Consider the following 23,997-nt stretch of genomic DNA (forward strand, 5'->3'; position numbering starts at 1 on the left):
TCCCCGCGCGGCTGACAGGGCCGCGCGGGGAGCCAACAGCATGGCCCGCCCATGACTTACGCCTCCGATCCCTTGCGCCGCCCCGCCGCGGGCGAAGAGCCCGGCGCGGGCACCGACCCCGGCCCACGGGGCGGGCGCCGCGATACGGGCGGCGACGAGCGACCGGCGGCGCGTGCGCTACGGCTGGCGCTGACGGCGCTTGTCACGCTGGCGCTCTGCTACGGGGCCTTCCGGCTGTACCTCGAAGGGCTGGTGCTGCTGGGCGTGCTGTTCCTCGCCCTGGCGGCGGGGGTGGCGGTGATCTTCTCGCTGCGGCGCTTCTACGCCGCCCGGTTCATCTTTCCGGGCGTGGCGGCGGTGCTGGTCTTCGTGGCCTTTCCAATGGCCTACACGATCTGGATTGGCTTCACGAACTACTCCTCGCTCAACCTGCTCACCTTCGAACGCGCGCAGGACTACCTGCTCGCCCGGGGCTCCGCCGACCCGGACACCGAGCAACCCTTCGCCGTCGCCCCCGAGGGCGACGCCTACCGCATCTGGCTGCCCGAGGCCGGCCTGCTCTCCGAGCCCGTCCCGCTGAATGGCGATGTCGAGGAAGAGGCCACGCTTTCGCCGGCAGCCGAACCCGCCGAGTTACTGGAGCGCCGCGACGCCATCGCCCTGCGTGGAGGGTTGCAGACGCTGAGCCTGACGACGCCCGACGGCGTGGTGCTGGTCAATGCCGGCCTGCGCACCTTCGCCTCGGTCACCCCAACCTACCGGCTGGGGGAGGATGGCGTGCTGGTGCGCACCGAAGATGGCGCCCGGCTGGTGCCCGACCAGTCACAGGGCTTCTATGTCGACGAGGCGGGCAACACCGTCGCCCCCGGCTGGCGCGTGCCGATCGGGCTGGGGAATTTCGAGCGCATCTGGGAATCGCGCGGCATCCGCCAGCCCATCTTCGCCGTCTTCCTGTGGACGGTGATCTTCGCCGCCGGCTCTGTGCTTGGCACCTTCGCGCTGGGGCTGGCGCTGGCCGTGGTGCTGCAATGGCCGCATCTGGGCTTCAAACCGCTCTACCGGATCCTGCTGATCCTGCCCTACGCGGTGCCGGCCTTCATCTCGATCCTCGTCTTCCGGGGGCTGTTCAACCAGAATTTTGGCGAGATAAACCTGATCCTCGGTGCCCTCTTCGGCGTGCGACCAGACTGGTTTTCCGACCCGATGCTGGCGAGGATCATGATCCTCATTGTCAACATCTGGCTCGGCTATCCCTACACGATGCTGCTCTCCATGGGCTTCCTTCAGGCCGTGCCGGAGGATCACAAGAAGGCGGCAGCGCTGGAAGGCGCCAGCGCCCTGCGGGTATTCTTCACCATCACGCTGCCGCAGATTCTGCCGCCTTTCCTGCCGCTGCTGATCGCCAGCTTCGCCTTCAACTTCAACAACCTCGTGGTGATCCTGCTGCTGACCCGGGGCCTGCCGGACATGCCCGGCACCTTGGTACCTGCGGGGCAGACCGACATCCTCGCCAGCTTCACCTACCGCATCGCCTTCTCCGACAGCCTGCAGCAATTCGGGCTCGCGGGGGCAATCACGCTGCTGATCTTCGTGCTGGTGGCGGGGCTGAGCTATGCCAATTTCGTCGCCATGCGGCGGGCGGGGAGGAAGCAGGCATGATCGTGACACCGGAGGGGGGCCGATGATTGTCACACCGGAGGTGGGCCCATGATTGTCGAACGCAAGCGCGACCTGCGGCTGAAGAAGATCGCCGCGCACGGCTTTCTGCTGATCTTCCTCTGCCTCGTCATCTTCCCCTTCCTCGTGATCCTGTCGATCTCGTTCCGCGAGGGGAATTTCGCCGTCGGCACCCTGCTGCCCCGCAACCCGACATGGGAGCATTGGTCGCTGGCTCTCGGCATCCCCTTCACGCGGGCAGACGGCACGGTGGTCGAGCCGCCCTACCCGGTGCTGATCTGGCTGTGGAACTCGGTGAAGCTCGGCCTGCTGGCCGGCGCCGGGGTGCTGATCATCTCCACCATCTCGGCCTATGCCTTCTCCCGCGTGCGCTTTCGCGGGCGGGGCGGGCTGCTCGACAGCCTGTTCATCGTGCAGATGTTCCCCACCACGCTGGCGCTGGTGGCCATCTACGCCATCTTCGATTCGATGAGCGAGGTCAGCCCGGCGCTCGGCATCGACAGCCATCTCTCGGTGGTGCTGGTCTACTGGTCGGGCGTGGTGATGCACATCTGGACGCTGAAGGGCTATTTCGACGGCATCGACCCGGCGCTCGACAAGGCCGCGGCGATCGACGGGGCAAGCCCCTGGCAGACCTTCCGCCACATCTTCCTGCCGCTGGCGGTGCCGATGATGAGTGTGGTCTTCGTGCTCGTCTTCATCGGGGCGATCAACGACTATCCCGTAGCGAGCGTGCTGCTGCGGTCGCAAGACAAGATGACACTGGCGGTGGGAAGCCGGCTCTACCTCAACGAGATGCGCTACCTGTGGGGAGATTTCGCGGCGGCGGCGATCCTGTCGGGCGTGCCGATCACCGCCGTGTTCCTGGTGGCGCAAAGGTATCTGGTGAGCGGGCTGGCGGAGGGGTCTGTGAAGGGGTGACCCCCGCCCCGCGCCCGGCCCGCCACTGGCGACCACCTCTCACGCCGGCCCGTGGGGTGGCGCCCCGACCTCGCCGCTACCGCGCTTTATTCCTGCAAAGCCCCTCCTCGCTGTGAGCTATGCGCTGCCTTCACCTGAGCGCCAGCCCGCGGGCACGGGCCGGCGCTCGCGCGGCGGCCTGAAGGTCTTGATTCCGCGCGGGGGTATGGAGCGGTGAGGTTGGAATGGCAGCCAGCAGAGGGTGAGGCGTCCCACACCAATCGGGGGGGCGACCACCCGAAGGCCGGGCGTCAGCCCGGCCCTGCCGTCCCCCGCGGCTCCCGCGCCACAAACAGCGCGCTCCGCCGAGGCAGCTCCAGCACTCCGCGCGCCAGCGCCGCCTCCACGGCCTCCCGGATCACGGGCAGCCCCTCTTCCCCCGCCTCCTTCGCAGGCGGCAGGGAGGCGAGGTAGGCGATGACCGGCTCGGGGTCGTCCACCTTGTAGAGGTCGGTGAAGTCGTGCCTCTCCACCATCCCGAAGCTCGCGCTCAGCGCCGCTTCCGCCGCGATATCGGAAAAGAGGATCACCGATGGGTCCACCGGCGCGATGCCAAGGCTCTCCGACGCGATCTCCCAAAGCGGCCCGAGATTGCCGGTGGTGTTGACCGACAGCACCAGCCTCCCGCCCTTCTTCAGAAGCGGCGCCATCTGGCCCAGCGCCTCGGCGGGGCGCTCGAGATGATAGGCCATGTGCAGCGTCAGGATGGCATCGAAGCTTCCGGCCGCGAAGCCGAGCGCGGCGGCGTCCACCACCTCGCCGCGCTTTTCAGCCATCCTCGCCCGGCCCATCGCCGCTTCGACCATGGCGGGCGAGCGGTCGGCGAGCGTCAGGTCTACCTCCGGCAGCCCGTCGCGCTCCCACATCCAGCCGGCGCCGCAGCCCAGATCGAGCACCGCCTCGCCATCCGCCAGCCCGGCCCTTTCATGGACGAAGCTGAACCAATCCCGGTTCCCGTACCACCCATGCAGGTTGCCCCGCGCGGTCAGGTTGGCGGGGGTGGCGTACTGCGCTTCCTCCGGGCTGGCCATCAGTCGCGCAGGAGCTCGTTGATGCCGGTCTTGCTGCGGGTGCGCTCGTCGACGCGCTTCACGATCACCGCGCAATAGAGGCTGACGCCGTTCTTCGAGGGCAGGTTGCCAGCGACGACCACCGAGTAGGGCGGGATCTCGCCGTAGCTGACATTGCCCGTCTCCCGGTCGACGATCTTGGTCGACTGGCCAAGGAACACGCCCATCCCCAGCACCGAGCCCTCGCGCACGATGACGCCCTCGACAACTTCCGAGCGGGCGCCGATGAAGCAATTGTCCTCGATGATCGTGGGGCCGGCCTGCATCGGCTCCAGCACGCCGCCGATGCCGACGCCGCCAGACAGGTGCACGCCCTTGCCGATCTGTGCGCAGGAGCCGACGGTGGCCCAGGTATCGACCATGGTGCCTTCATCGACATAGGCGCCAAGGTTCACGAAGCTCGGCATCAGCACCACGCCGGGGGCGATGAAGGCGCTCTTGCGCACCACCGCGTTGGGCACGGCGCGGAAGCCGGCGGCCTTCCACTGGTTCTCGCCCCAGCCGAGGAACTTGCTGTCGACCTTGTCCCACCAGCCAGAGCCCTGCGGGCCGCCCGATTGCGGCTCCATGTCCTTGATGCGGAAGCCGAGCAGCACGGCCTTCTTGGCCCATTGGTTCACCGTCCACTGCCCGTCCTCGCCGCGCTCGGCGACGCGCAGCTTGCCCGAATCGAGGGCGTTCAGCGTGTCTTCGATGGCCTCGCGCGTCTCGCCGGTGGTGGCGGGGGTGATGTCGGCACGCGCCTCCCAGGCGCTGTCGATGGCGGCTTCCAGCTGCGAATAGGGCATGGGCGTCTCTTCTTTTAAAGGCTCGCCCGAGCTTTTGCCCGATGCCGGACATCGGCGCAATCTTAACACCCCGCCAGCCAAGGTAACCGGCGCCGCATTCCCGCCGCGGTTCAAACCTTGCTTTGCCGCAGGGGGGGACTATGCCGCCTCCATCATCACCGGAGAATGAGATGACACGACTTCTTGCTCCCGCCCTCGGCCTTGCCGCCCTGGCCCTGTCTGCCTGCACTGTGCCTGGCACCGCCGTCACGCGCGACAGAACGGGCCCGCCGGCCAGCTACACCCAGCATGTGTGGACGGATCCGGGCAGCGGCTGCTCCTACATCCGCGCCCAGGCCCCGGGCTATGCGCCGACATGGCACCTGATCATCAACGGCAGCCGCATCGGGCTGAACAACGCCTCGAACTCCTGCCCCGGCTATCTGGCCTCGCAGGGCGGGTGACGGTGTGCATCGCCCTCTCGCGCGGGTTGGACTTCGCGCGTGAGGGCTGCCATCTAAGGCCTCTCAGCCGAAGGAGGCCTTGATGACAGAGCCGCATCGCAAGCATCCCCTGCGGGACAGCCGCGAAGACAGGACGACAGCCGCCGGCGTTCCCGACACGCCGCAAACCCGCTCGCCCACCTACCGGCTCGCCTTCGCCGATGAAGACTTCCTGACGCGCGAAGAGCTGCGGCCTGTGCGCTTTCAGCTCGAGCTGCTGAAGCCGCAGATGGCGCTCGACGAGGCGGATGTCGTCTCGACCATCGTGCTGTTCGGCGGCGCCCGCATCCTTCCGCCCTCGCGCAAGAGCGAGGCGAAAACGCAGGCGCTGGCCGATCTCAGCGAGCAATATGAAGAGGCGCGCCGCTTCGCCCGCATCGTCACCGAGCGCTCGATCGAGCGGACGGGCGGGCGCGAGGATGTCATCTGCACCGGCGGCGGCCCCGGCGTGATGGAGGCTGGCAACCGCGGCGCGCAGGACGCCGGCGGGCGCAGCATCGGCCTGAACATCGTGCTGCCGCACGAACAGGCACCGAACCCATACGTGACGCCTGAGCTGGCGTTCAACTTCCACTACTTCGCGATCCGCAAGATGCACTTCCTGATGCGCGCGCGGGCCGTCTGCATCTTTCCCGGCGGTTTTGGCACGATGGACGAGCTGTTCGAGAGCCTCACGCTCATCCAGACCGGCCGCATGGGCCAGGTGCCGGTGCTGCTGTTCGGCCGGGATTTCTGGGAGCGGATCATCAACTGGGATGCGCTGGCCGAGGCCGGTACCATCAGCCGCGATGACCTCAAGCTGTTCCGCTATGTCGAAACGGCGGAAGAGGCCCTGGCCGCGATGGAGGACTGGCCGGACTACGGCAAGCGCCGCAACCTCATCCCCGGCCGCGACACCGGCACCGGCCAGGCCGCCGGCGCACCCCCCGAAGCCTGACGTAGGGCGGGGTTCACCCCGCCCCCGCTCCGGTCGAGGCGCCCCGCCCGGCGCCTGCGGCTTGATTCCGGGCGGGGTGCGGAGCGGTGAGGCCTACCGCAGCGCCGGCGCCAGCCGCGTCTCGGCCGCTGCGATGCCACGGCAATTCACCAGCTTCGCCTCGGCATAGGTCTGATAGGCCGGCGAGGCGCGGTCGAGCACGCCCAGATCGGCCAGCACGCCGGCGATCGCCGCTTCCGCCGCGCGCATCGCGCCGTCGGAGATCTTCAGCGTCACGCCCAGGCCCAGCTCGGGCAGGATCGCGGTGTACACCCCCTCGGCCCCGCCCTTCAGCGTGACCTTGCCGCCGCAGGCGCGCATCAGCTCGGTGCAGGCGGCGCCCTCGTCAGAGATCAGCTCGGGATGAGCCCGCATCGCCTCGGCGATTCGCACCATGGCCTCGGGGCGCCGGCCGCTCTTGCCCGGCGCCGCGGCGAAGCGGGCCATGCCACGGGCCAGATCGTCGATCCGGCAGGCGAAGTTCGGGGCCGAGCAGCCGTCGATGCCATAGCCTGGGCTGGCGCGACCGGTGACATCCTCGAACGCCTCGCGCACGGCCTTCTGCACCGGATGGTCGATCTCGATGTAATCCGGCCCTGCACCCAGATGCTTGTTGAGCGTCAGGAAGCCGGTGTGCTTGCCGGAGCAATTGTTGTGGATCTGGCAGGGCTCTTCATGGCTGCGGATCAGCGCGACCTTGGCCTCGTGGTTCTGCGGCATATGCGCCCCGCAGCGCAGATCGGGCTCGCCGAGGCCGAGATCGGCCAGCCATTGCGTGACCCGCTCGGTGTGAATGGCGGCGCCCCGGTGCGAGGCGCCAGCCAGCGCCAGCTGCTCCTGGCTCAGGCCCGCCGCATCGGCGGCGCCGCTTTCGATCAGCGGCAGGGCCTGGATCATCTTGATGGCCGAGCGCGGGTAGATCACCTCATGCGCGTTGCCATGCGACTGCACGATCTCGCCCGCTGCATTGGCGATAACCACATGGCCGGCGTGCACGCTTTCCAGCCGGCCGCCACGCCAGATTTCCACCAGATCGACTTGTCCGCTCATCGCATACCTCGCTTGGGCCGCTGCGGCGTCAGCGCTATTCCGCGCAAAGCTGTGAGATCGGGGGCCTTTCCCCGCGCCGCGATTTGTTGCAAAACCTCTGCTATCGAGACCAGCGTCCCCCTTCTACCCCGAAATGCGCGAAAGAAGGCGCCGGGTCGGGGCCGCTGAAAGGCAAAACGGAGGTTCCGCCTGATGTTCGCACGCATCGCCGCAACCGCTTTGGCGCTGTCGGCCCTCACCGGGCCCGCGCTGGCGCAGGAAGAGACAGACAACCGTGTCGCCGCGGCGACCGACTGGAGCGTTTTTCAGGAAACCAACCCCACGGAATGCTTCGCCGTCTCCGCTCCCAAGGAGCAGGTCAACACCCGCGACGGCTCGCCCGTTTCGGTGACGCGCGGCGAAACGCTGCTGTTCGTCTTCTACCGGCCCGAGCAGGGCGTGAACGGTCAGGTGACCTTCACGGGCGGCTATCCCTTCGCCGGTGGCTCGACAGTGACGCTGGATGTCGGCGATACCGAATTTCAGCTCTTCACCGAGGGTGAATGGGCCTGGCCGGCCACGCCGGAAGACGATGCCCGCATCGTCACCGCCATGAAGGCCGGCACCTCGGCGGTGCTCACCGGCGTCTCCGGCCGGGGCACGACGACGCAGGACACCTTCTCGCTTCTCGGCGTCACCGCCGCCATCGACGAGGCGCAGCGCCGCTGCACGAACTAAGCCGTGGCGCTGTTCACCCAGGTCTCGCCCGTTCTCTCGACTCTCGACATGGGCGCGGCGCTGACCTTCTGGGAGCAGCTCGGCTTCGCCATCGACTTCGCTGACAGCGAAGTGCCGGAAGAGGCAGCCTATGCCGGCCTCTCGCGCGATGGCATGTCGCTGCATCTGCAGGTGATCGGCGCCGAGGCAGCCAAGGGCCAGGCCGCCAGCGCGGTACGTGTTCAGGTGGAAAGCGCCGGGGCGCTGAAGGGCCTCTATGACGAATGGGCCCCTCACAATATCATCGCCGCCCCGCTGGAGATGACCGAGGCGAAGGGGCTGGAGTTCGGCTTCTACACCCCGGAAGGCGCGGCGTTCTTCTTCTACTGGGACCGCGGCGAAGGCTGAAGCGCCTGGCACAAGGGTGCCGCGCCGGGCGAGCGCCTGCCCGTCGGGTGGCGCTGCTCCCCGTACCGCTTCTTAGTTTAGGCCTGGAAAGCCTTCTCAGCGGAGGGCTCAGCACCAAGCCGAGCCAAAGCGCCAGCCCGCCGGGACGGGCAGGCGCTCGCCCGGCGCCTGCGGCTTGAGTCCGGGCGGCGTGACTAGCCGAATGCCACCCCCTTTGCGCGAACGCCGCAAACGCCCTATATGGCAGCCTTGCCCCAGAGGAATGTGATGACCGACCAACCCGCCGCCCCGATCACCCAAGACGTGCTCACCATCCCCCGCCGCGAGCCGGCGGAGGGAAAGCGCAATATCGTGGGCCTGACACGGGACGAGCTGCAGGCTGCGCTCATCGAGGCCGGCACGCCCGAGAAGCAGGCCAAGATGCGCCTGAACCAGCTCTGGCAATGGGTTTACCACTGGGGCGTGCGTGACTTCGAGGCGATGACCAACCTCGCCAAGCCCTACCGCGCCCTCCTCGCCGAGCATTTCGAGATCCGCCTGCCCGAGGTGGTGAGCCGCCAGGTTTCTGAAGACGGCACGCGCAAGTATCTCGTGCGCATCAACGGTGGGCACGAGGTCGAGGTGGTCTACATCCCCGAGGAGGATCGCGGCACGCTGTGCATCTCCTCCCAAGTGGGCTGCACGCTGACCTGCTCGTTCTGCCACACCGGCACGCAGAAGCTGGTGCGCAACCTGACCGCCGGCGAGATCGTCGGCCAGGTCATGCTGGCGCGGGACGATCTGGGCGAATGGCCCAAGCCCGGTGAGCCGAAAGACGAGACGCGCCTTCTGTCCAACATCGTGCTGATGGGCATGGGTGAGCCGCTCTACAATTTCGACGCGGTGCGCGATGCGATGAAGATCGTGATGGACGGCCACGGGCTCGCCCTCTCGCGCCGGCGCATCACGCTTTCCACCTCCGGCGTCGTGCCCGAGATCGCGCGGGCGGCGGAAGAGATCGGCTGCATGCTGGCGGTGAGCTTCCATGCCACCACCGACGAGGTGCGCGACAAGCTGGTGCCGATCAACAAGAAGTGGAACATCGAGACGCTGCTTGGCGCGCTGAAGGAATATCCGCGGCTCAGCAATTCCGAGCGCATCACCTTCGAATACGTCATGCTCGCCGGGGTGAACGACAGCGACGAGGATGCGCATCGGCTGGTCAAGCTGATCGAGGGCATTCCCGCCAAGATCAACCTGATCCCCTTCAACGAATGGCCGGGCGCGCCCTACAAGCGCTCGTCGAACAATCGCATCCACGCTTTCGCGGATATCGTCTACCACGCGGGCTATGCCAGCCCGATCCGCACGCCGCGCGGCGAGGATATCATGGCCGCCTGCGGGCAGCTCAAATCCGCCACCGAGCGGGCGCGCAAGTCGCGGGCCGAGATCAGCCGCGAGGCCGGCATGGGCGCCTGAGGCGCTCAGCCGAACGCCGCTTGACGGCGCCCGCGCGCCGGGTGAGGGAAAGCCACCAAGGGAGGCCCCATGAAAATCAAGCTCAACAAGATCGACTTCGACATCACTGCCGTTCCCGGCCGGATGCGCACCGCCGTTCTGCAAGATGAGAGCGCCGCCCCGGCCCTCGCCAGCCCGGTTTGGGAATGGAACGCCGAGACGAAAGAGGCGACCACCGCCCCAGGCATCAAGGATACGATGCGGATGCCGAACGGGCTGATCTTCTTCGTGCCCAAATCGACAGAGGCCGACCGCCCCGAGCGCAATGACGGCGCCACCAAGAAGATGAGCGAGCGCTTCGTCACTGCCGTGGGCGCCAAGTCGCTGGGCGATGTCGCCTCGGCGCTGAACCGGGTGCTCGGCGTCGCCGAGGTCAAGCTGCCGCTGGGCGTGTACGAGCCGCTGAAGGCCGGCTGCACCTTCCGCCTGATCGCCCATATCGACTTCGCCGTGCTGCAGATGCGCGCGGGCGACCGTAACCTCGCCGCCAATGTGCTGCTGCCGGGGCAGATCGTCTTCCGCCCGCTGATCGTGAAGGTCACGGATCAGGAAGCCCATGACGCGGTGCTGGAAGCGAACCCGGGGCTGGAGAAGAAGCTGCAGGCCGCCGTGCTGCCGCCGCGCACCAAGGCCGCGCTCGACATGCGCCGCCTGGCGCTGACGACCCGCTTCAAGGAAGCGCAGGATCTGGCCAACCGGCTGCAGGAGCAGGGCGCCGACGAGCAGGCCCAGCGCCTGCCGCAGATGGAGCTTCAGCGCCTCGGCGCCGAGGCCAAGGTTCTGGCCTCTGCCGGCAACAACCAGCAGCCTGCCCGGCCCCAGGCCGCGAACAGCTGATCGGTGCTAAAGAGGCGGCCGCTCAGGCCGCCTCTGACATGACGGTGCGATTGCGCCCGCCGGCTTTCGCGGCATAGAGGCGCCTGTCGACCATAGGCATGGCCTCACCCAGTGCCGGCAGGCTGGCGCCGAAGAAGGCGCCGCCGATGCTGGCCGTCACCTCGACACGAACCCCACCCGCCATGACCACGGTCTCTTCGATGGTCTGGCGCAGGCGCTCTGCTACGCGAGACGCCACGCCTTCCGTCACATCCTGCAGCAGGATCGAGAATTCCTCGCCGCCAATCCGCGCAACCAGGTCACCCGGTCGCAGTGCCCGCTCCAGCGTCGCCGCCACCTGCACCAGCACCTCGTCGCCCACGACATGACCGTAGCGGTCGTTGATCTGCTTGAAGCGGTCGAGGTCGACGAGCAGCAGCGCCGTGCCCTGCGCCTCGCTCTCCGTCAGAGCCGCGAGCCGCCTGTCGAGGCCGCGGCGGTTGAGCGAGCCGGTCAGCGGGTCATGATCGGCGGTGGCGACGAGCGTGCGCTCGCGGCGCGAGATCAGCCTCTCACGTTCGATGAACAGGCCGAAGGTCACCGTGCCGAGCACGTTGAACACCATGAGGCCGACGAAGATCTCAACGCCGGTGACGAAGGGCGCATTGGGGATCGCGAAGACAAGCGCATTCGGCAGGTTGATCGCAGCGCCGAAGATCACCGCATAGGTCAGCCCGATGTTGCCCCGCCTCACCGCCGGAAGGCTCAAAATCAGGCCGATCAGCGCCGCCAATACGATAGATACCACGCCGAAAGGCGCCCCCGCACCGCCGATCGCCACCCGCATCGCCACGGTAATGACCGTCGCGATGGCCGCCCCAAGGGGGCCAAGGAAGCCGGCAGCGAAGGCCACGAACAGGTTGCGCGGGTCGGCGATCACGCCCGGGATCAGCTCTATCGGCTCAAGCATGCCGACGGCGCCCGCCGTGCCGAAGGCCAGGCCAATGAGCGAGTGTCGCTGCCACTTTGGCCAGGGCCGCCGCTGCAGCACCCCGTAGATCATGGTTGCGAGGGCCATCAGGCCGACGCTGTGAATGATTGATAGTACCATTGAGACCGTTAACCCTGTTTACCTCGCCACCTGGGCACAGAGCTTTGGCGACAATGTGGCAAGTAGGTAACCGATAGGTTAACGGCGATGCGACAGAGCGAGTCGCAAGGGGCCTTCCGGGGCAAGCTTCGGCCTGCCCCGGTTGACTGTTCTGGCCGTCAGGCCATCAGCGCTTTGGCCTCTTCGGGGCTGAGCGCGGCGGGGCGCTCGCAGGTGGTCGTCATCTCGACGAACTCGCCCGTCTCGCCCGACTTCAGGATCGAGGTCATCACGTCCACCGCGTGCACCGCCAGCTCCAGCGAGCAACGATGCGGCCGGCCCTCGGCGATGGCCGTCGCCATGTCGGCGAGGCCGGCGCAGCGGTAGTTGGCCTGCGTCGGCGCGTCCTTCGGCTGGTTGGCGATGCCGAACGGGTGGCCGCGCTCGGCGATCTCCGCCACGTCGGCGCCCCGCTCGCTCATCTCCACATGGCCGCCGAAGAAGTTCGGGTCCGGCACGTAGAGCGAGCCCTCTTCGCCGTAGAGCTCCATGTTGAAGTGGCGGTGCTTCCACACGTCCCAGCTGGCGCCGAGCGTGACGATGGCGCCGTTCTCGAACTCGAGGATGGCATGGATGTTCGTCGGCGTGTTCACCTTGAGCATCTCGCCCTCGCGCGGCCCGTTGGCGATCTTCCGCTCCGGGAAGGAGATGGAGGCCATGGCACCCACGCGCTTCACCGGGCCGATGAGCTGGATGAGGTTGGTCACGTAGTAGGGGCCGAGGTCGAGCACGGGGCCGGCGCCGGGCTGGAAGAAGAAGTCCGGGTTCGGGTGCCAGTGCTCCATCCCGTGGTTCTGCACGTGGCAGGTGCCGCCGATGATGCGGCCGACCTTGCCCTCGTCGATCACCGCGCGGGCGAGCTGGTGGGAGCCGCCGAGGAAGGTATCGGGCGCCGAGCCGACGCGCAGGCCCTTCTCGTCGGCCAGCTCCTTGAGCGCCTTCGCCTCGTCCAGCGTCAGCACCAGCGGCTTTTCGGAATAGGCGTGCTTGCCCGCTTCGAGGATGCGGGTGGTGATGTCGTAGTGCACCGCCGGGATGGTCAGGTTCACGACGACGTCGATGTCATCGGCGGCGAGCAGGTCTTCAACGCTGACCGCGCGCACGGGGAATTCATCGGCCCGGGCCTTGGCGGCGTCCATGTTGATGTCCGCGACGGCCTTCAGCTCCAGCGATTTGAAGAGCGGGGCGAGGCGCAGGTAGGCGTGGGAGATGTTGCCGCATCCGATGATGCCGACACCGAGTTTGGTCGTCATGTGAGGCGCTCCTTCAAAGAGATTTCAGGGTGGCGAGCGAGCGGGTGGCGAAGCGCTTGTCGTCGCTGGGGTTGTCATGTTCGAGAACGAAATGGTCGATGCCGGCGGCGCGCACGGCGGGCATGATTTTGGTATAATCCACCACGCCGTGACCGAGATCGGCCCAGCCATCCTCGTCGGCATTCTCGCCGGCGGCGGCGATGTCCTTCACGTGGACAGCCGAGATGCGGCCCGGGAAGCGGGCGATCGTGGCCTCTGGCGAGGCGCCGGCGCGGGTAACCCAGCCGAGATCGAGCTCAAGGCTCAGCCCATCGGATTCCATGATGCAGTCGAGCGGCGTGACGCCGCCGCCAAGATCGACCAGCTCGAAATCGTGGTTGTGCCAGCCGAAGGTGATGCCGGCATCCATGAAGGGCTTGCCGGCCTTGGCGAGGCGCTGGCCGAAGGCGCGCCAGCCCTCGGCATCGGTGGGCCGGTCCTCGGGCATGAGATAGGGGCCGTAGACGGCCTGCATGTTCAGCTCCTTGGCGAGAGCCACGAACTTGTCCGGGTCGGATTCGAGATCCGGCACGGCGATATGGGCGGTCGACATGCGCATGCCCGTCTCTGCCAGTGCGGCCTTGAGGGCATCGATGTCGCTGAACAGGCCGCCATAGCCCTCGACCTCGGTGAAGCCGGCATCGCGCAGCATGGCGAGCGTGGCGGGCAGAGGGCCGAAATTGCGGGAGCAGAAAAGCTGGTAAGAGATACCCAAGGTCAGGTCCGTTTCATTGTTGCAGAGTGAAGGTCGCGCAGCGTGAAGGCCGGCTGCGCTTCGGGATCGGCGGGCGTGAACCGCAGGGTGCTGGTCGCACCAGGGCCGAGATGCACGGCATTGTTGCTCCAGCGGCCCGGCACGTCGGCCTCGGCCGTCAGGAAGAAGCTCATCGCCTCGACGCTGAGCGTCACCAGCCAGTCGTCGCCCTCGCGGGTCACCTCGGCAGCTGCGCGGGCATCGGGCAGGTCGTAGGCCTTCCAGGGCTTCGGCGCGAAGATGTCGCCGGCATGGGTGCCGTCAGACCCTTCCCAGCCGAAGGTGAGCACCTCGCCCTCTTCCAGCGTATCCGCGGGCAGGCTGAGCAGCACCTCGGCATCGAGCCCCAGCGTGGCGCTGCGGCTTCCCAGCTCTCGAGCATCGCCGTTCATCGCGGTGGCGTAGGCGGTGACGGTGAGCTCGACATCTTCCAGCCGGTCGTTGATGCCGACGATATCGATGCTGCCATCCTTGCGCGGCACCGCCGTCGCCATGACCGGAGCATAGAAGCTCTTGGCCATGTGGTGCATCAGCTTCCAGTCGCCGCCGTAATCGAGCGACGACCAGGAGCAGACGGGCCAGGTGTCGTTGAGCTGCCAGTAGAGCGTTCCCATGCAATGCGGCTTGAGGCTGCGCCAGTGGGTCACCGCTGTCTTGATGGCGAGGCCCTGCTGGATCTGGCTGAGCCAGACGAAATCTTCGAACTTCTCGGGCCAGCGGAAGTAGCGGAACATCGTCGCCGCGATGCGCTCGTTGCCCAGGTCGTTCTTCTGGTGGCTGGCGAAGACCGGGTTCGAGATGTTCCAGTCTTCGGGCGCCGCAAAACGCTTGATGGTGTTGAGCGACGGATAGGATTGAAAACCGAACTCGCTGCAGAAGCGGGGGCTGACATCGCGGTAATGGTCGAACTCGCGGTTCTCGTGCCAGACGCTCCAGAAGTGCATGTCGCCCGCGCTGTCGTCATGCCACGCGTCGCCGAAGTTCATCGGCCCCGGGCTGGGCGACGAGGGCCACCATGTCGCCGAGGGCGCCGTCTCACTGAGAGCTGCCTCGATTGTGCGGTTGAGCCGGTCGTAATTCACCAGGTAGCGGTCGCGGTTCTCGCGGCTCTCGGGGAACCAGTTCAGCGCGCCGATCAGTTCGTTGTCGCCGCACCAGAGCGCGATGCAGGCGTGGTGATGCAGCCGGGCGGCCTGTTCGCGCACCTCGGCATCGACGTTGCGCAGGAAGTCGGGCGTCGAGGGGTAGAGATTGCAGGCAAACATGAAATCCTGCCAGACCATCAGGCCCAGCTCGTCACAGGCCTCGTAGAAGCTGTCCGGCTCGTAACGGCCGCCGCCCCAGACGCGGATCATGTTCATGTTCGCGTCCACCGCCGATTGCAGCAGGTCGCGCGTGCCCTCTTCGGTGATGCGCCCGGCCAGCGCGTCGGCGGGGATCCAGTTCGCCCCGCGCGCGAAAACCGGCTCGCCGTTCACATGCAGGCGGAAGGAGGTGCCCTCGCCATCGGCCTCTGTCACCAGCTCGATGGTGCGCAGGCCGATGCGGCGGCGGGTGACGGCCTCGCCCACGCGCACTTCCAGCTCATGCAGAGGCTGCTCGCCAAGGCCGGCGGGCCACCACAGATCGGGGTTCTCCAGATCGAAGATGGCGGTGATGCCGCCGCCGGCGACAGCACCTTCCAGCTCCTGCCCGGCGAAGCTGAGCGAGCAGGTCTCGCCCTCGGCGCCGGTGATATAGGCGGTGACCGTGAGCGTGACGAGGTCGTCGGTATGCTCCTGCCCGATCTCCAGCCGGTCGATCCGGGGCCCTTCGGCGCGCACGATCTCGGCCCGGCCATAAAGGCCGAAGGGCGCCAAAGCGATGTTCCAGTCCCAGCCGAAATCGCACTGAACCTTGCGCAGCATGTTGCCGTTCGGGATGGGGCTGTTGCCCGCGTGGTAGGGGATGAAGAAGGGCTGCGCCGATTGCAGCGCCGCCCCTCCGGCGACGTTGGAATGAAAGGTGATCTCGATCTCGTGCTCACCCGGCCCCGCGATGCCTGCCAGATCCGCCCGCCAGGTGCGGAAGGCATTGTCCGCCTCGATGACCAGCTCGCCATCCACGCGCACGCTTGCCAGCGTGTCGAGCTCTTCCAGCACCAGCTCGGCGGGGCTGTCATCCTCCAGCGTGAAGCTGCGGCGGGCGACCCAGTCGCGCTCGGCGATCCAGCGCAGATCGTATTCGTTCCGGCCCCAGTAGGGCTCGGGGATCAGCTCGGCATCGGCAAGCGCCGAGATCGCGTCGCCGGGCACAAGGAGCGGGCAGGAAATATCCCCGCCCGCTTCCTCCAGTACCCAGTCACCACGCAGATCGGCCAGAACCGGACGGGTGGTTGAGCTCACAGGCGCTCCTCGGTGGCGGTGTCGAAGAGCGAGGCGCGGGCCGGGTCGATACCGATGGTGATGGTCTCGCCCTCTTCCACCGGCAGGTGCCCGTCCATGCGGATGCGGAAGGGCTCGCCGTTCACGCGCGTCCACACCAGGGTGTCAGAGCCCATGGGCTCCACCAGATCAGCGGTGACCTGCAGCTGGCCGGGCGCACCCGCCGCCAGCTCGCCGGTGACGATATGCTCGGGCCGCAGGCCGGCGATGGCCGGGCCGTCCTTGCCGCCGGAGGTGGCGAATTGGTAGCGGTCCATCGACATCGAGAGCTCGCCGGCGGTGAAGGTGCCGCCGCGCAGCGTGCCGTTCAGGAAGTTCATCGACGGCGAGCCGATGAAGTCGGCGACGTATTTGTTGACCGGCCGGTTGTAGATCACGTCGGGCGTGTCGAGCTGCATGATCAGCCCGCCCTTCATGATGGCGATGCGGTTGGCCAGCGTCATCGCCTCCACCTGATCGTGCGTGACGTAGATCATGGTGTTCTTCAGCTGGTGGTGCAGGCGCTTGAGCTCCACCCGCAGGTCGGCGCGCAGCTTGGCATCGAGGTTGGAGAGCGGCTCGTCGAAGAGGAAGACGTCGACGTCGCGCACCAGCGCCCGGCCGATGGCGACGCGCTGGCGCTGACCGCCCGACAGGGCCCCCGGCTTGCGCTTGAGGAGCGGCTCGATCTGCAGCACCTCGGCGGCGCGGTCGACGCGGCGCTTGATCTCGTCCTTCGGGACGCGGGCGTTTTTCAGGCCGAAGGAGAGGTTCCCCTCGACCGTCATCTGCGGGTAGAGCGCGTAGCTCTGGAAGACCATGCCGATGCCGCGCTCGCTGGGCTCTTTCCAGGTGACGTTGTCGCCCTTGATGAAGATCTGCCCGTCGGTCGGCTCGAGCAGGCCGGCGATGCAGTTGAGCAGGGTCGACTTGCCGCAGCCGGACGAGCCGAGCAGCACCAGGAATTCGCCATCCACGACATCGAGATTGAGGTTCTGCAGCACCTTCACGGCGCCGAAGTGCAGGTCGAGATGCTTGATCTGAACGGAGTGGTCGGTCATGTAGGTCAGCCTTTGACGGCGCCGGCTGCGATGCCGCGCACGAAGAGTTTTCCGGAGACGAAGTAAATCGCGAGCGGCACGAGGCCGGTCAGCAAGGTCGCCGCCATGTTGACGTTGTATTCCTTGGTGCCCTGCACCGAATTGACGATGTTATTGAGCTGCACCGTCATCGGATATTGCTCGGCCCGCGTGTAGACGACGCCGAAGAGGAAGTCGTTCCAGATGCCGGTCACCTGCAGGATGACGGCCACCACGAGGATCGGCAGGCTCATCGGCAGCATGATGCGAATGAGGATGCGCCAGAAGCCGGCACCATCGACACGGGCCGCCTTGAACAGCTCCTCGGGGATCGAGGCGAAGTAGTTGCGGAACAGCAGCACCAGGATCGGCATGCCGAAGATCGTGTGCACGATCACCAGCCCCGACAGCGAGCCGAATAGCTGGACGCGCCCGCGGCACGCGTCTTCGGCGGCGGTGAAGATCCCGCAGGTGTCCTGCCAGATATCGGTGAGGAAGTTGCCGGTGTCGCGCAGGATGATCACCACCGGGTAAAGCATGACCTGGTAGGGAATGAAGGCGCCCACGATGAGGATGGTGAAGAACACCTCGGAGCCTTTGAACTTCCATTGCGACAGAGCGTAGCCGGAGATGCAGGCCACGGTGATCGACAGGATCACTGACGGGATCAGGATGCGCACGGAGTTGAAGAAGCCGCGCGACAGGCCATCACAGTTCACGCCCGTACAGGCCTGCGACCAAGCCTTGATCCACGGCTCGAACGTCACATCCCGGGGGATGGAGAAGACGTTACCGACGCGGATTTCCGGCATGGTTTTCAGCGAGGTGACGATCATCACGTAGAGCGGCAGCAGGTAGTAGATCGAAACGATGACGAGCACGCCGTAGAGCAGGATGTTGCGCTTGCTCATCGACCGTTTCGGCCGGGCGCCGCGCGGGCCGTCGAGGCGCTCATGAATCGGCTCTTCCGCCGCCTTCATGGTGTTGAGGGTGCCGATATCAGCCACGTTTCCGGCCTCCGAATTCCAAGAACGCCCAGGGGACGAGGATGATGACAACGCTGAGCAGCATCATGGACGAGGCGGCAAAGCCCTGGCCCAGGTTCTGCCCGCCGAACATGGATTGCATGACGTACTTGGCCGGCACCTCAGAGCTGATGCCCGGGCCGCCAGAGGTTTGCGCCACGACCAGATCGTAGAGCTTGATGATGCCAGAGGTGATGAGCACCACGGCGGTCACGAAAACGGGGCGCATCATGGGAATGATGACACGCACATAGGTTTTCCACACCGGGATGCCGTCGACCCGGCTGGCGCGCCAGATGTCATCGTCGATACCGCGCAGGCCGGCGAGCATGATGCACATGATCAGCCCCGTGCCCTGCCACAGGCCCGCGATCAGCAGGCCGTACATGACGATGTCGGGGTTGTTGAGCGGGTTAAAGGTGAAGCTCTCCCACCCCAGCGAGCGGACAACGCCCTGCACACCGTAATCGGGGTTCAGGATCCACTGCCAGACAAGGCCGGTGACGATGAAGCTCAGCGCGAAGGGGTAGAGGAAGATGGTGCGGAACGTATCCTCGAAGCGGATCTTCCGGTCGAGCATGGCGGCCAGCGTGAAGCCGATCACCAGCGTCAGAACGAGTGAGCAGATCCCGTAGATCGCCAGGTTCTCGATCGACTTGATCCACTTGGCGGTCGACCAGAGGCGGTCGTATTGCGCCAGCCCCACCCAGTTGAGCCGCGGCAGCAGCCCCGAGGAGGTGAAGGAGTAGACCACCGTCCAGATCGTGCCGCCCATGAAGACGATCACCGCGGTGGCAATCATCGGGATCAGGGCAACCTTGGACCACATGTGACGGAAAAGACGGATCGGACGGCGCGGCTGCGCCTGCCTTTCCGTGGCGATAGAATCGGCGGAATCGGCAATCGCCATATGTGTCTCCCTGACCTGAGCGATATGTCAGTATTGCACGTTTCGGGCCTTTTGACGAAATGGGCCCCCGGGTGGGGGCCCATCCGCATTGGCCCTGCGGACCTTTGAGTTAGCTGGCGCTCTCGATGATCTGGGCGTAGCGCTCTTGCGCATCGGCGGCAGTCATCGACGGCGTGTTCCAGAACTCGGTCATCAGGTCGTTCAGCTGGTTCGTCGTGTCCGGCGAAAGCAGCTGGTTGCCCGACGGCATGGTGTTGCCGTTGGCCAGAAGGTCGAGACCTTTCTGGGTGCACTCGTTCACCGTGGTCAGGTCAACGTCGCCGCGGATGGGCAGCGAGCCCTTCACGGAGTTGAAGGCAACCTGAACTTCCGGCGAGAGCAGCAGAGCGGCGAGCTCTTTCTGCGCAGCGGTGATCTCCGGATCGTCAACGACGGGGAAGTAGAAGGCGTCGCCCCCGGTGTCGAGGATGGCGACATCGCCGAGGCCCGGCAGGCACTCGTAGTCTTCACCAGCGGTCAGGCCGGCCACGGCGAATTCGCCCTGGGCCCAGTCGCCCATGATCTGCGCGGCGGCTTCGCCGGTGATCACGGCGTTGGTCGCCTGGTTCCAGTCCTGCACGTCGAGGCCTTCGGCCATCTCGCGAGCGTCGGCATAGGCCTGGAAGACCTTGCCGTAAGCTTCGCCGCGGACGACGGAGGCGTCTTTGTCGCGGTTGACGGCGAGCAGGTTGTCGAGACCGGCCAGCGCCACGGCCATGACGCCGAAGGAGCCGTTCTGCTGCCAAGCCTGGCCACCCATGGCGAGCGGCACAACACCGGCTTCACGCAGGGCGGGGGCGTCGTCGACGAGGCCCTGCCAGTTTTCCGGAACCTCGAGGCCGGCCTTCTCGAAGGCTTCGTTCGAGAGCCACATCCACTGCCAGGAGTGGATGTTCACCGGGGCGCAATAAACGCGGCCGTCGATCGTGCAGGCATCAAGCAGCGACGGCGGGTTGACGATCTCTTCCCAGCCCTGCTCTTCGGCCACGTCGGTGAGGTCGAGGATCAGACCGGCTTCGATCAGCTCCTGCGCCTGCAGGCCGTGGTTGAACTGGAACGCAGCCGGCGGATCGCCACCGATGATGCGGGAAACCATGACGGGGCGAGCCACGTCACCGCCGCCGGCGATGGCGCCGTCGACCCAATGGTTGCCCGTCGCATCCCAAGCTTTCGCGAGTTCCCCAACGGCAGCAGCTTCGCCGCCGGACGTCCACCAATGCATGACCTCAAGGTCAACTGCACCAGCACTGGTTGCGCTAACAATAGCAGTCGCGGCCAGGAGCTTTGTGGTGAGTTTCACGATTTGTCCTCCCTGATCTAAATCGTTGTAGAAACCTCTATAACGTTTTAGTTTGGTGAGGCAAGAAATATTCGTGCGCCGTTCACGCAGCCTGTGAAACATAAATGCTGCAGCGCAGCGCGCTTATGCCGCAGTGCGGGAGACTGCGGCGGGAGAGGACAAGAGCCCCATGGCGGGACGCAAGCCACCCATCGCGGGCAAACTGCCCGGCGGTGAGCTCATCAAGGCTGACCGAAAGCCGACTCTGCGGACGATTGCGGATCTGTCCGGGCTGGCCGTGCCCACGGTCAGCCGTGCGCTGAACGACGCCCCGGATATCGGCGCGGCGACGAAGGAGCTCGTCCGCCGCATCGCCGATGAGATCGGCTATATTCCCAACCGTGCCGGCGTGCGCCTTCGCACCGGGCGCACCAATGTGATCGCCCTCGTGCTCTCCACCGAGCAGGAGATCATGAACCACACGGCGCGGCTCATCACCTCGATCTCGGGCGCGCTGCAGGGCACGCCCTTCCACCTGATCGTCTCGCCCTTCCTTGGCGAGCAGGACCTGATGGAGCCGATTCGCTACCTGGTGGAGACGCGCTCGGCCGACGCGCTGATCTTCAACATGATCGAGCCAGAGGACAAACGCGTCGCCTACCTGATGGAGCGCGGCTTTCCCTTCGCCACCCATGGCCGCTCGAACTGGGCCGACAAGCACCCCTATTGGGATTTCGACAACGACGCTTTCGCGCGAATCGCCGTCACGCGCCTGGCCGAACGCGGCCGGCGCCACATGCTGTTGATCGCCCCGCCGCAGCACCAAAACTATGCGCAGCTCATGGTGGCCGGCGCGCGGGCCGAAGCTGCGGCGCGCGGTTGCACCCTCCACGTGGCCGACAGCATCACCTCCGACAGCGAGTCGGCGGCAATCCGAGATTACGTCAGCCGAGTCCTGGCCGAAGAGCCTGAGACCGACGGCATCGTTTGCGGCTCGCCCACCGCCGCCATGGCCTCTGTCGCCGCGCTGGAAAGCGCCGGGCGCGTCATGGCGCAGGACATCGACGTCGTCGCGAAGGAAGCCATTCCCTTCCTTGCACTCTTCCGCGACACCATGCTTGTCATTGACGAAGACGTTCGCGCGGCCGGCGAGTTTCTCGCCCGCGCGGCCATTCAGGCCGTCAGAGAGCCGCAGGCGCCCCCCATGCAGGGGCTGGAAATACCGACCGGGGACTCATTTAACTCGGCATAACGGGAGGAAAAAATGGCATCACAGATCAAGGGCCCGGCGCTGTTCCTGGCCCAGTTCGCGGGCGACGACGCGCCCTACAACACGCTCGAAGGCATCACCAAGTGGGCCGCCGATCTTGGCTACAAGGGCGTGCAGATCCCCACGTTCGAATCGCGCCTGTTCGATCTCGACAAGGCCGCCGAGAGCGACACCTATTGCGACGAGGTGAAGGGCATCTGCGCCGACGCCGGCGTCGAGATCACCGAGCTGTCGACTCACCTGCAGGGCCAGCTCGTGGCCGTGAACCCGGCCTATGACATCGTCTTCGACGCCTTCGCGCCCGAAAAGGTGCATGGCAACCCGAAGGCCCGGCAGGAATGGGCTGTCGATCAGGTGAAGAAGGCCGCCGTCGCCTCGCAGAAGCTGGGCCTCAGCCACACTGTCAGCTTTCCCGGCTCGCTGGCCTTCCCCTATCTCTACCCCTGGCCGCAGCGCCCCGAGGGGCTGATCGACGAAACCTTCGCCGAGCTTGCCCGCCGCTGGGTGCCGATCTTCGATCACTACGCCGAGCACGGGCAGGATATCGGCTTCGAGATCCATCCCGGCGAGGATGTTTTCGACGGCGCGACCTGGGAGATGTTCCTCGATGCCTGCGGCGAGCACAAAGCGGCGATGATCAATTACGATCCCAGCCATTTCGTGTTGCAGCAGCTCGATTACCTCGCCTTCATCGACCTCTACCACGACCGCATCAACGCCTTCCACGTGAAGGATGCCGAGTTCAATCCCGACGGGCGGCAGGGCGTTTATTCCGGCTACCAGCCCTGGCTGAACCGCGCCGGCCGCTTCCGCAGCCTCGGCGACGGGCAAGTCGATTTCGCGGCGATCTTCTCCAAGCTCACCGGCTACGGCTACGACAGCTGGGCCGTGCTCGAATGGGAGTGCTGCATCAAATCGCCCGAGCAGGGCGCGGCAGAGGGCGCGCCCTTCATCGAGAGCCACCTGATCGAACGGGCCGACAAGGCCTTTGACGATTTCGCCGGCGGCAGCCGCGACGACGCGACCATCAAGAGGATGCTGGGCCTGTGACACGTTTGAAACTTGGAATGGTCGGCGGCGGCCAGGGCGCCTTCATCGGCGGCGTGCACCGCATCGCCAGCCGCATCGACGACCGGTGGGAGCTTGTGGCGGGGGCGCTGTCGTCGAACGCCGAGCGCGCCGCCGCCTCGGCTGAAGAGCTCGGCATCGCGGCGGATCGCAGCTACACCTCCTTCGAGGAGATGGCCAAGGCCGAGGCCGCCCGCGAAGACGGCATCGACGCGGTGGCCATCGTGACGCCGAACCACGTTCACGCCGGGCCTGCGGTCGCCTTCCTGGAGGCCGGCATCCACGTGATCTGCGACAAGCCGCTGGCGGCGACGCCGGAAGATGGCAAGCGCATCGCGGCGGCGGTGAAGGCGAGCGATGCGAAGTTCATCCTCACCCACAATTACACCGGCTACCCGCTGATCCGGCAGGCGAAGCAGATGGTGGAGCGCGGCGATCTCGGCACCCTCCGCATCGTGCAGGCCGAATATGCGCAGGACTGGCTGACCGAAGAAGCCGGCCCCGACAACAAGCAGGCCGACTGGCGCACCGACCCGGCCCGCGCCGGCGGCGGCGGCATCGGCGATATCGGCACCCATGCCTATAACCTGCTGAATTTCGTCAGCGGGCTGAAAACCACGGCACTGGCCGCCGACCTTTCCAGCTTCGTCCCCGGCCGCAAGGTCGATGACAACGCCCATATCCTGCTGCGCTTCGACGGCGGCGCCAAGGGCATGGTCTGGGTCAGCCAGGTGGCGCCCGGCTGCGAGAACGGGCTGCGGCTGCGCATCTACGGCGACAAGGGCGGCCTGGAATGGAGCCAGGAGAACCCCAACGTGATGACCTGGGCGCCCTTCGGTGAGCCCAAGCGCATCCTCACCCGCGGCGGCGCCGGGCTTGGCGGCGGCGCAGGCGACTGGACGCGTATTCCCCCGGGCCACCCCGAGGGCTACCTCGAAGGCTTCGCCAACCTCTACACCGACGCGGCTGACCTGATCCAAGGCAAGGCCGACGGCGCGCTCCTGCCCGGCATCGAAGCGGGGCTCGACGGCATGTGGTTCATCTCCGCCTGCCAGGAAAGCTCCGGCCAGGACGGCGCCTGGGTGAAACGCTAGGGCCGGCCCGGGGGCCGGGCGGGGGCGCTGCCCCCGCACCCCCGAGGTATTTTCGGCCAGATGAAGGGGAGCCGGGGAGGACTCGGCTCTTCAAACCTCACCGCTCCTCACACCCGCGCGAAATCCAGGGCGTCAGCCCGCCGCGCGAGCGCCGGCCCGTGCCCACGGGCCGGCGTGCACGGGCATCTATGAGGTCAATGGTCACAGTGGAGCCA

Annotated in this window: 22 protein-coding genes; 11 read left to right on the forward strand and 11 right to left on the reverse strand. The window is 66.5% G+C overall.

Features of this window, described 5'->3' with window-relative positions; all coding sequences use genetic code 11:
- Positions 1-51 precede the first annotated feature (51 nt).
- Positions 52-1,659, forward strand: coding sequence for a maltose ABC transporter permease MalF (gene malF / locus ACXN5S_RS00860; protein WP_458603500.1), 1,608 nt, complete (start codon positions 52-54; stop codon positions 1,657-1,659).
- 48 nt (positions 1,660-1,707) lie between these two features.
- Complete coding sequence (malG, locus tag ACXN5S_RS00865) at positions 1,708-2,598, forward strand: maltose ABC transporter permease MalG (protein WP_458603501.1); 891 nt, start codon at positions 1,708-1,710, stop codon at positions 2,596-2,598.
- 290 nt (positions 2,599-2,888) lie between these two features.
- Here the strand turns inward: malG and ACXN5S_RS00870 are convergent, their stop codons facing one another.
- Together ACXN5S_RS00870 and dapD are read right to left on the reverse strand one after the other, a co-directional pair.
- Positions 2,889-3,668, reverse strand: coding sequence for a class I SAM-dependent methyltransferase (locus ACXN5S_RS00870; RefSeq protein ID WP_458603502.1), 780 nt, complete (start codon positions 3,666-3,668; stop codon positions 2,889-2,891).
- Positions 3,668-4,495 carry a 2,3,4,5-tetrahydropyridine-2,6-dicarboxylate N-succinyltransferase gene (dapD, locus tag ACXN5S_RS00875; protein ID WP_458603503.1) on the reverse strand — a complete coding sequence of 276 codons (828 nt, stop codon included), beginning with the start codon at positions 4,493-4,495 and terminating at the stop codon, positions 3,668-3,670. The genes ACXN5S_RS00870 and dapD overlap by 1 nt, the downstream gene beginning before the upstream one ends.
- Positions 4,496-4,665: 170 nt before the next feature.
- Between dapD and ACXN5S_RS00880 the strand changes: the two genes are divergently transcribed.
- Both ACXN5S_RS00880 and ACXN5S_RS00885 read left to right on the forward strand, forming a co-directional pair.
- The gene (locus ACXN5S_RS00880) at positions 4,666-4,938 is read left to right on the forward strand and encodes a hypothetical protein (RefSeq protein ID WP_458603504.1); all 273 of its coding nucleotides are present in this window, start codon (positions 4,666-4,668) and stop codon (positions 4,936-4,938) included.
- An 82-nt stretch (positions 4,939-5,020) separates the two neighbouring features.
- Positions 5,021-5,914: an LOG family protein gene (locus ACXN5S_RS00885; RefSeq protein WP_458603505.1), complete on the forward strand. Its 894-nt coding sequence runs from the start codon at positions 5,021-5,023 to the stop codon at positions 5,912-5,914.
- Positions 5,915-6,007: 93 nt separating this feature from the next.
- Here ACXN5S_RS00885 and ACXN5S_RS00890 read toward each other — a convergent pair whose 3' ends face one another.
- Positions 6,008-7,003, reverse strand: a complete 996-nt coding sequence (locus ACXN5S_RS00890) for an asparaginase (protein WP_458603507.1) — start codon at positions 7,001-7,003, stop codon at positions 6,008-6,010.
- A gap of 192 nt (positions 7,004-7,195) precedes the next feature.
- On the opposite strand from ACXN5S_RS00890, the gene ACXN5S_RS00895 reads away from it, so the two are divergent.
- From ACXN5S_RS00895 to ACXN5S_RS00910, 4 genes are all read left to right on the forward strand, one after another.
- A complete protein-coding gene (locus ACXN5S_RS00895; protein ID WP_458603508.1) occupies positions 7,196-7,720 on the forward strand; it encodes an invasion associated locus B family protein in 525 nt (174 codons plus the stop codon).
- 3 nt (positions 7,721-7,723) lie between these two features.
- On the forward strand, positions 7,724-8,107 hold the full coding sequence (locus tag ACXN5S_RS00900; protein ID WP_458603509.1) for a VOC family protein: 384 nt from the start codon (positions 7,724-7,726) through the stop codon (positions 8,105-8,107).
- Between the two features lie 267 nt (positions 8,108-8,374).
- Positions 8,375-9,565, forward strand: coding sequence for a 23S rRNA (adenine(2503)-C(2))-methyltransferase RlmN (gene rlmN, locus ACXN5S_RS00905; protein ID WP_458603510.1), 1,191 nt, complete (start codon positions 8,375-8,377; stop codon positions 9,563-9,565).
- Between the two features lie 69 nt (positions 9,566-9,634).
- The gene (locus ACXN5S_RS00910) at positions 9,635-10,441 is read left to right on the forward strand and encodes a hypothetical protein (protein ID WP_458603511.1); all 807 of its coding nucleotides are present in this window, start codon (positions 9,635-9,637) and stop codon (positions 10,439-10,441) included.
- A 22-nt stretch (positions 10,442-10,463) separates the two neighbouring features.
- Here ACXN5S_RS00910 and ACXN5S_RS00915 read toward each other — a convergent pair whose 3' ends face one another.
- From ACXN5S_RS00915 to ACXN5S_RS00950, 8 genes are all read right to left on the reverse strand, one after another.
- Positions 10,464-11,498, reverse strand: coding sequence for a diguanylate cyclase (locus ACXN5S_RS00915; RefSeq protein WP_458603512.1), 1,035 nt, complete (start codon positions 11,496-11,498; stop codon positions 10,464-10,466).
- 191 nt (positions 11,499-11,689) lie between these two features.
- Entirely contained in the window at positions 11,690-12,823 is a 1,134-nt protein-coding gene (locus ACXN5S_RS00920; RefSeq protein WP_458603513.1) for a Gfo/Idh/MocA family protein, read from the reverse strand.
- A gap of 13 nt (positions 12,824-12,836) precedes the next feature.
- The gene (locus tag ACXN5S_RS00925; RefSeq protein WP_458603514.1) at positions 12,837-13,577 is read right to left on the reverse strand and encodes a sugar phosphate isomerase/epimerase family protein; all 741 of its coding nucleotides are present in this window, start codon (positions 13,575-13,577) and stop codon (positions 12,837-12,839) included.
- Positions 13,578-13,579: 2 nt separating this feature from the next.
- Complete coding sequence (locus ACXN5S_RS00930; protein WP_458603515.1) at positions 13,580-16,000, reverse strand: beta-mannosidase; 2,421 nt, start codon at positions 15,998-16,000, stop codon at positions 13,580-13,582.
- Positions 15,997-17,079, reverse strand: a complete 1,083-nt coding sequence (locus tag ACXN5S_RS00935) for an ABC transporter ATP-binding protein (RefSeq protein ID WP_458603516.1) — start codon at positions 17,077-17,079, stop codon at positions 15,997-15,999. The genes ACXN5S_RS00930 and ACXN5S_RS00935 overlap by 4 nt, the downstream gene beginning before the upstream one ends.
- Positions 17,080-17,084: 5 nt before the next feature.
- On the reverse strand, positions 17,085-18,077 hold the full coding sequence (locus tag ACXN5S_RS00940; protein ID WP_458604063.1) for a carbohydrate ABC transporter permease: 993 nt from the start codon (positions 18,075-18,077) through the stop codon (positions 17,085-17,087).
- Positions 18,078-18,096: 19 nt separating this feature from the next.
- Positions 18,097-18,951, reverse strand: coding sequence for a carbohydrate ABC transporter permease (locus ACXN5S_RS00945; RefSeq protein WP_458603517.1), 855 nt, complete (start codon positions 18,949-18,951; stop codon positions 18,097-18,099).
- Positions 18,952-19,141: 190 nt separating this feature from the next.
- Positions 19,142-20,371 (reverse strand): ABC transporter substrate-binding protein, encoded by a 1,230-nt coding sequence (locus ACXN5S_RS00950; RefSeq protein WP_458603518.1) that lies wholly within the window; start codon positions 20,369-20,371, stop codon positions 19,142-19,144.
- A gap of 169 nt (positions 20,372-20,540) precedes the next feature.
- Between ACXN5S_RS00950 and ACXN5S_RS00955 the strand changes: the two genes are divergently transcribed.
- Genes ACXN5S_RS00955 through ACXN5S_RS00965 form a run of 3 tightly spaced genes read left to right on the forward strand, consistent with a single transcriptional unit; the run spans position 20,541 to position 23,782 of the window.
- Entirely contained in the window at positions 20,541-21,602 is a 1,062-nt protein-coding gene (locus ACXN5S_RS00955) for a LacI family transcriptional regulator (protein ID WP_458603519.1), read from the forward strand.
- 12 nt (positions 21,603-21,614) lie between these two features.
- Positions 21,615-22,670, forward strand: a complete 1,056-nt coding sequence (locus tag ACXN5S_RS00960) for a sugar phosphate isomerase/epimerase family protein (protein WP_458603520.1) — start codon at positions 21,615-21,617, stop codon at positions 22,668-22,670.
- A 17-nt stretch (positions 22,671-22,687) separates the two neighbouring features.
- A complete protein-coding gene (locus ACXN5S_RS00965) occupies positions 22,688-23,782 on the forward strand; it encodes a Gfo/Idh/MocA family protein (RefSeq protein ID WP_458604064.1) in 1,095 nt (364 codons plus the stop codon).
- Positions 23,783-23,997 lie beyond the last annotated feature (215 nt).

It is taken from the genome of Pseudoroseicyclus sp. H15 (assembly GCF_054353345.1).

What these genes read in the sequence shown, in the direction of transcription:
- rlmN (WP_458603510.1), top strand. Translation starts at nt 8,375, where the DNA reads ATGACCGACCAACCCGCCGCCCCGATCACCCAAGACGTGCTCACCATC.
- malG (WP_458603501.1), top strand. Translation starts at nt 1,708, where the DNA reads ATGATTGTCGAACGCAAGCGCGACCTGCGGCTGAAGAAGATCGCCGCG.
- ACXN5S_RS00890 (WP_458603507.1), bottom strand. Translation starts at nt 7,003, where the DNA reads ATGAGCGGACAAGTCGATCTGGTGGAAATCTGGCGTGGCGGCCGGCTG.
- dapD (WP_458603503.1), bottom strand. Translation starts at nt 4,495, where the DNA reads ATGCCCTATTCGCAGCTGGAAGCCGCCATCGACAGCGCCTGGGAGGCG.
- ACXN5S_RS00910 (WP_458603511.1), top strand. Translation starts at nt 9,635, where the DNA reads ATGAAAATCAAGCTCAACAAGATCGACTTCGACATCACTGCCGTTCCC.
- malF (WP_458603500.1), top strand. Translation starts at nt 52, where the DNA reads ATGACTTACGCCTCCGATCCCTTGCGCCGCCCCGCCGCGGGCGAAGAG.
- ACXN5S_RS00940 (WP_458604063.1), bottom strand. Translation starts at nt 18,077, where the DNA reads ATGAAGGCGGCGGAAGAGCCGATTCATGAGCGCCTCGACGGCCCGCGC.
- ACXN5S_RS00880 (WP_458603504.1), top strand. Translation starts at nt 4,666, where the DNA reads ATGACACGACTTCTTGCTCCCGCCCTCGGCCTTGCCGCCCTGGCCCTG.
- ACXN5S_RS00870 (WP_458603502.1), bottom strand. Translation starts at nt 3,668, where the DNA reads ATGGCCAGCCCGGAGGAAGCGCAGTACGCCACCCCCGCCAACCTGACC.
- ACXN5S_RS00915 (WP_458603512.1), bottom strand. Translation starts at nt 11,498, where the DNA reads ATGGCCCTCGCAACCATGATCTACGGGGTGCTGCAGCGGCGGCCCTGG.
- ACXN5S_RS00935 (WP_458603516.1), bottom strand. Translation starts at nt 17,079, where the DNA reads ATGACCGACCACTCCGTTCAGATCAAGCATCTCGACCTGCACTTCGGC.
- ACXN5S_RS00955 (WP_458603519.1), top strand. Translation starts at nt 20,541, where the DNA reads ATGGCGGGACGCAAGCCACCCATCGCGGGCAAACTGCCCGGCGGTGAG.
- ACXN5S_RS00895 (WP_458603508.1), top strand. Translation starts at nt 7,196, where the DNA reads ATGTTCGCACGCATCGCCGCAACCGCTTTGGCGCTGTCGGCCCTCACC.
- ACXN5S_RS00960 (WP_458603520.1), top strand. Translation starts at nt 21,615, where the DNA reads ATGGCATCACAGATCAAGGGCCCGGCGCTGTTCCTGGCCCAGTTCGCG.
- ACXN5S_RS00965 (WP_458604064.1), top strand. Translation starts at nt 22,688, where the DNA reads ATGGTCGGCGGCGGCCAGGGCGCCTTCATCGGCGGCGTGCACCGCATC.
- ACXN5S_RS00885 (WP_458603505.1), top strand. Translation starts at nt 5,021, where the DNA reads ATGACAGAGCCGCATCGCAAGCATCCCCTGCGGGACAGCCGCGAAGAC.
- ACXN5S_RS00945 (WP_458603517.1), bottom strand. Translation starts at nt 18,951, where the DNA reads ATGTGGTCCAAGGTTGCCCTGATCCCGATGATTGCCACCGCGGTGATC.
- ACXN5S_RS00920 (WP_458603513.1), bottom strand. Translation starts at nt 12,823, where the DNA reads ATGACGACCAAACTCGGTGTCGGCATCATCGGATGCGGCAACATCTCC.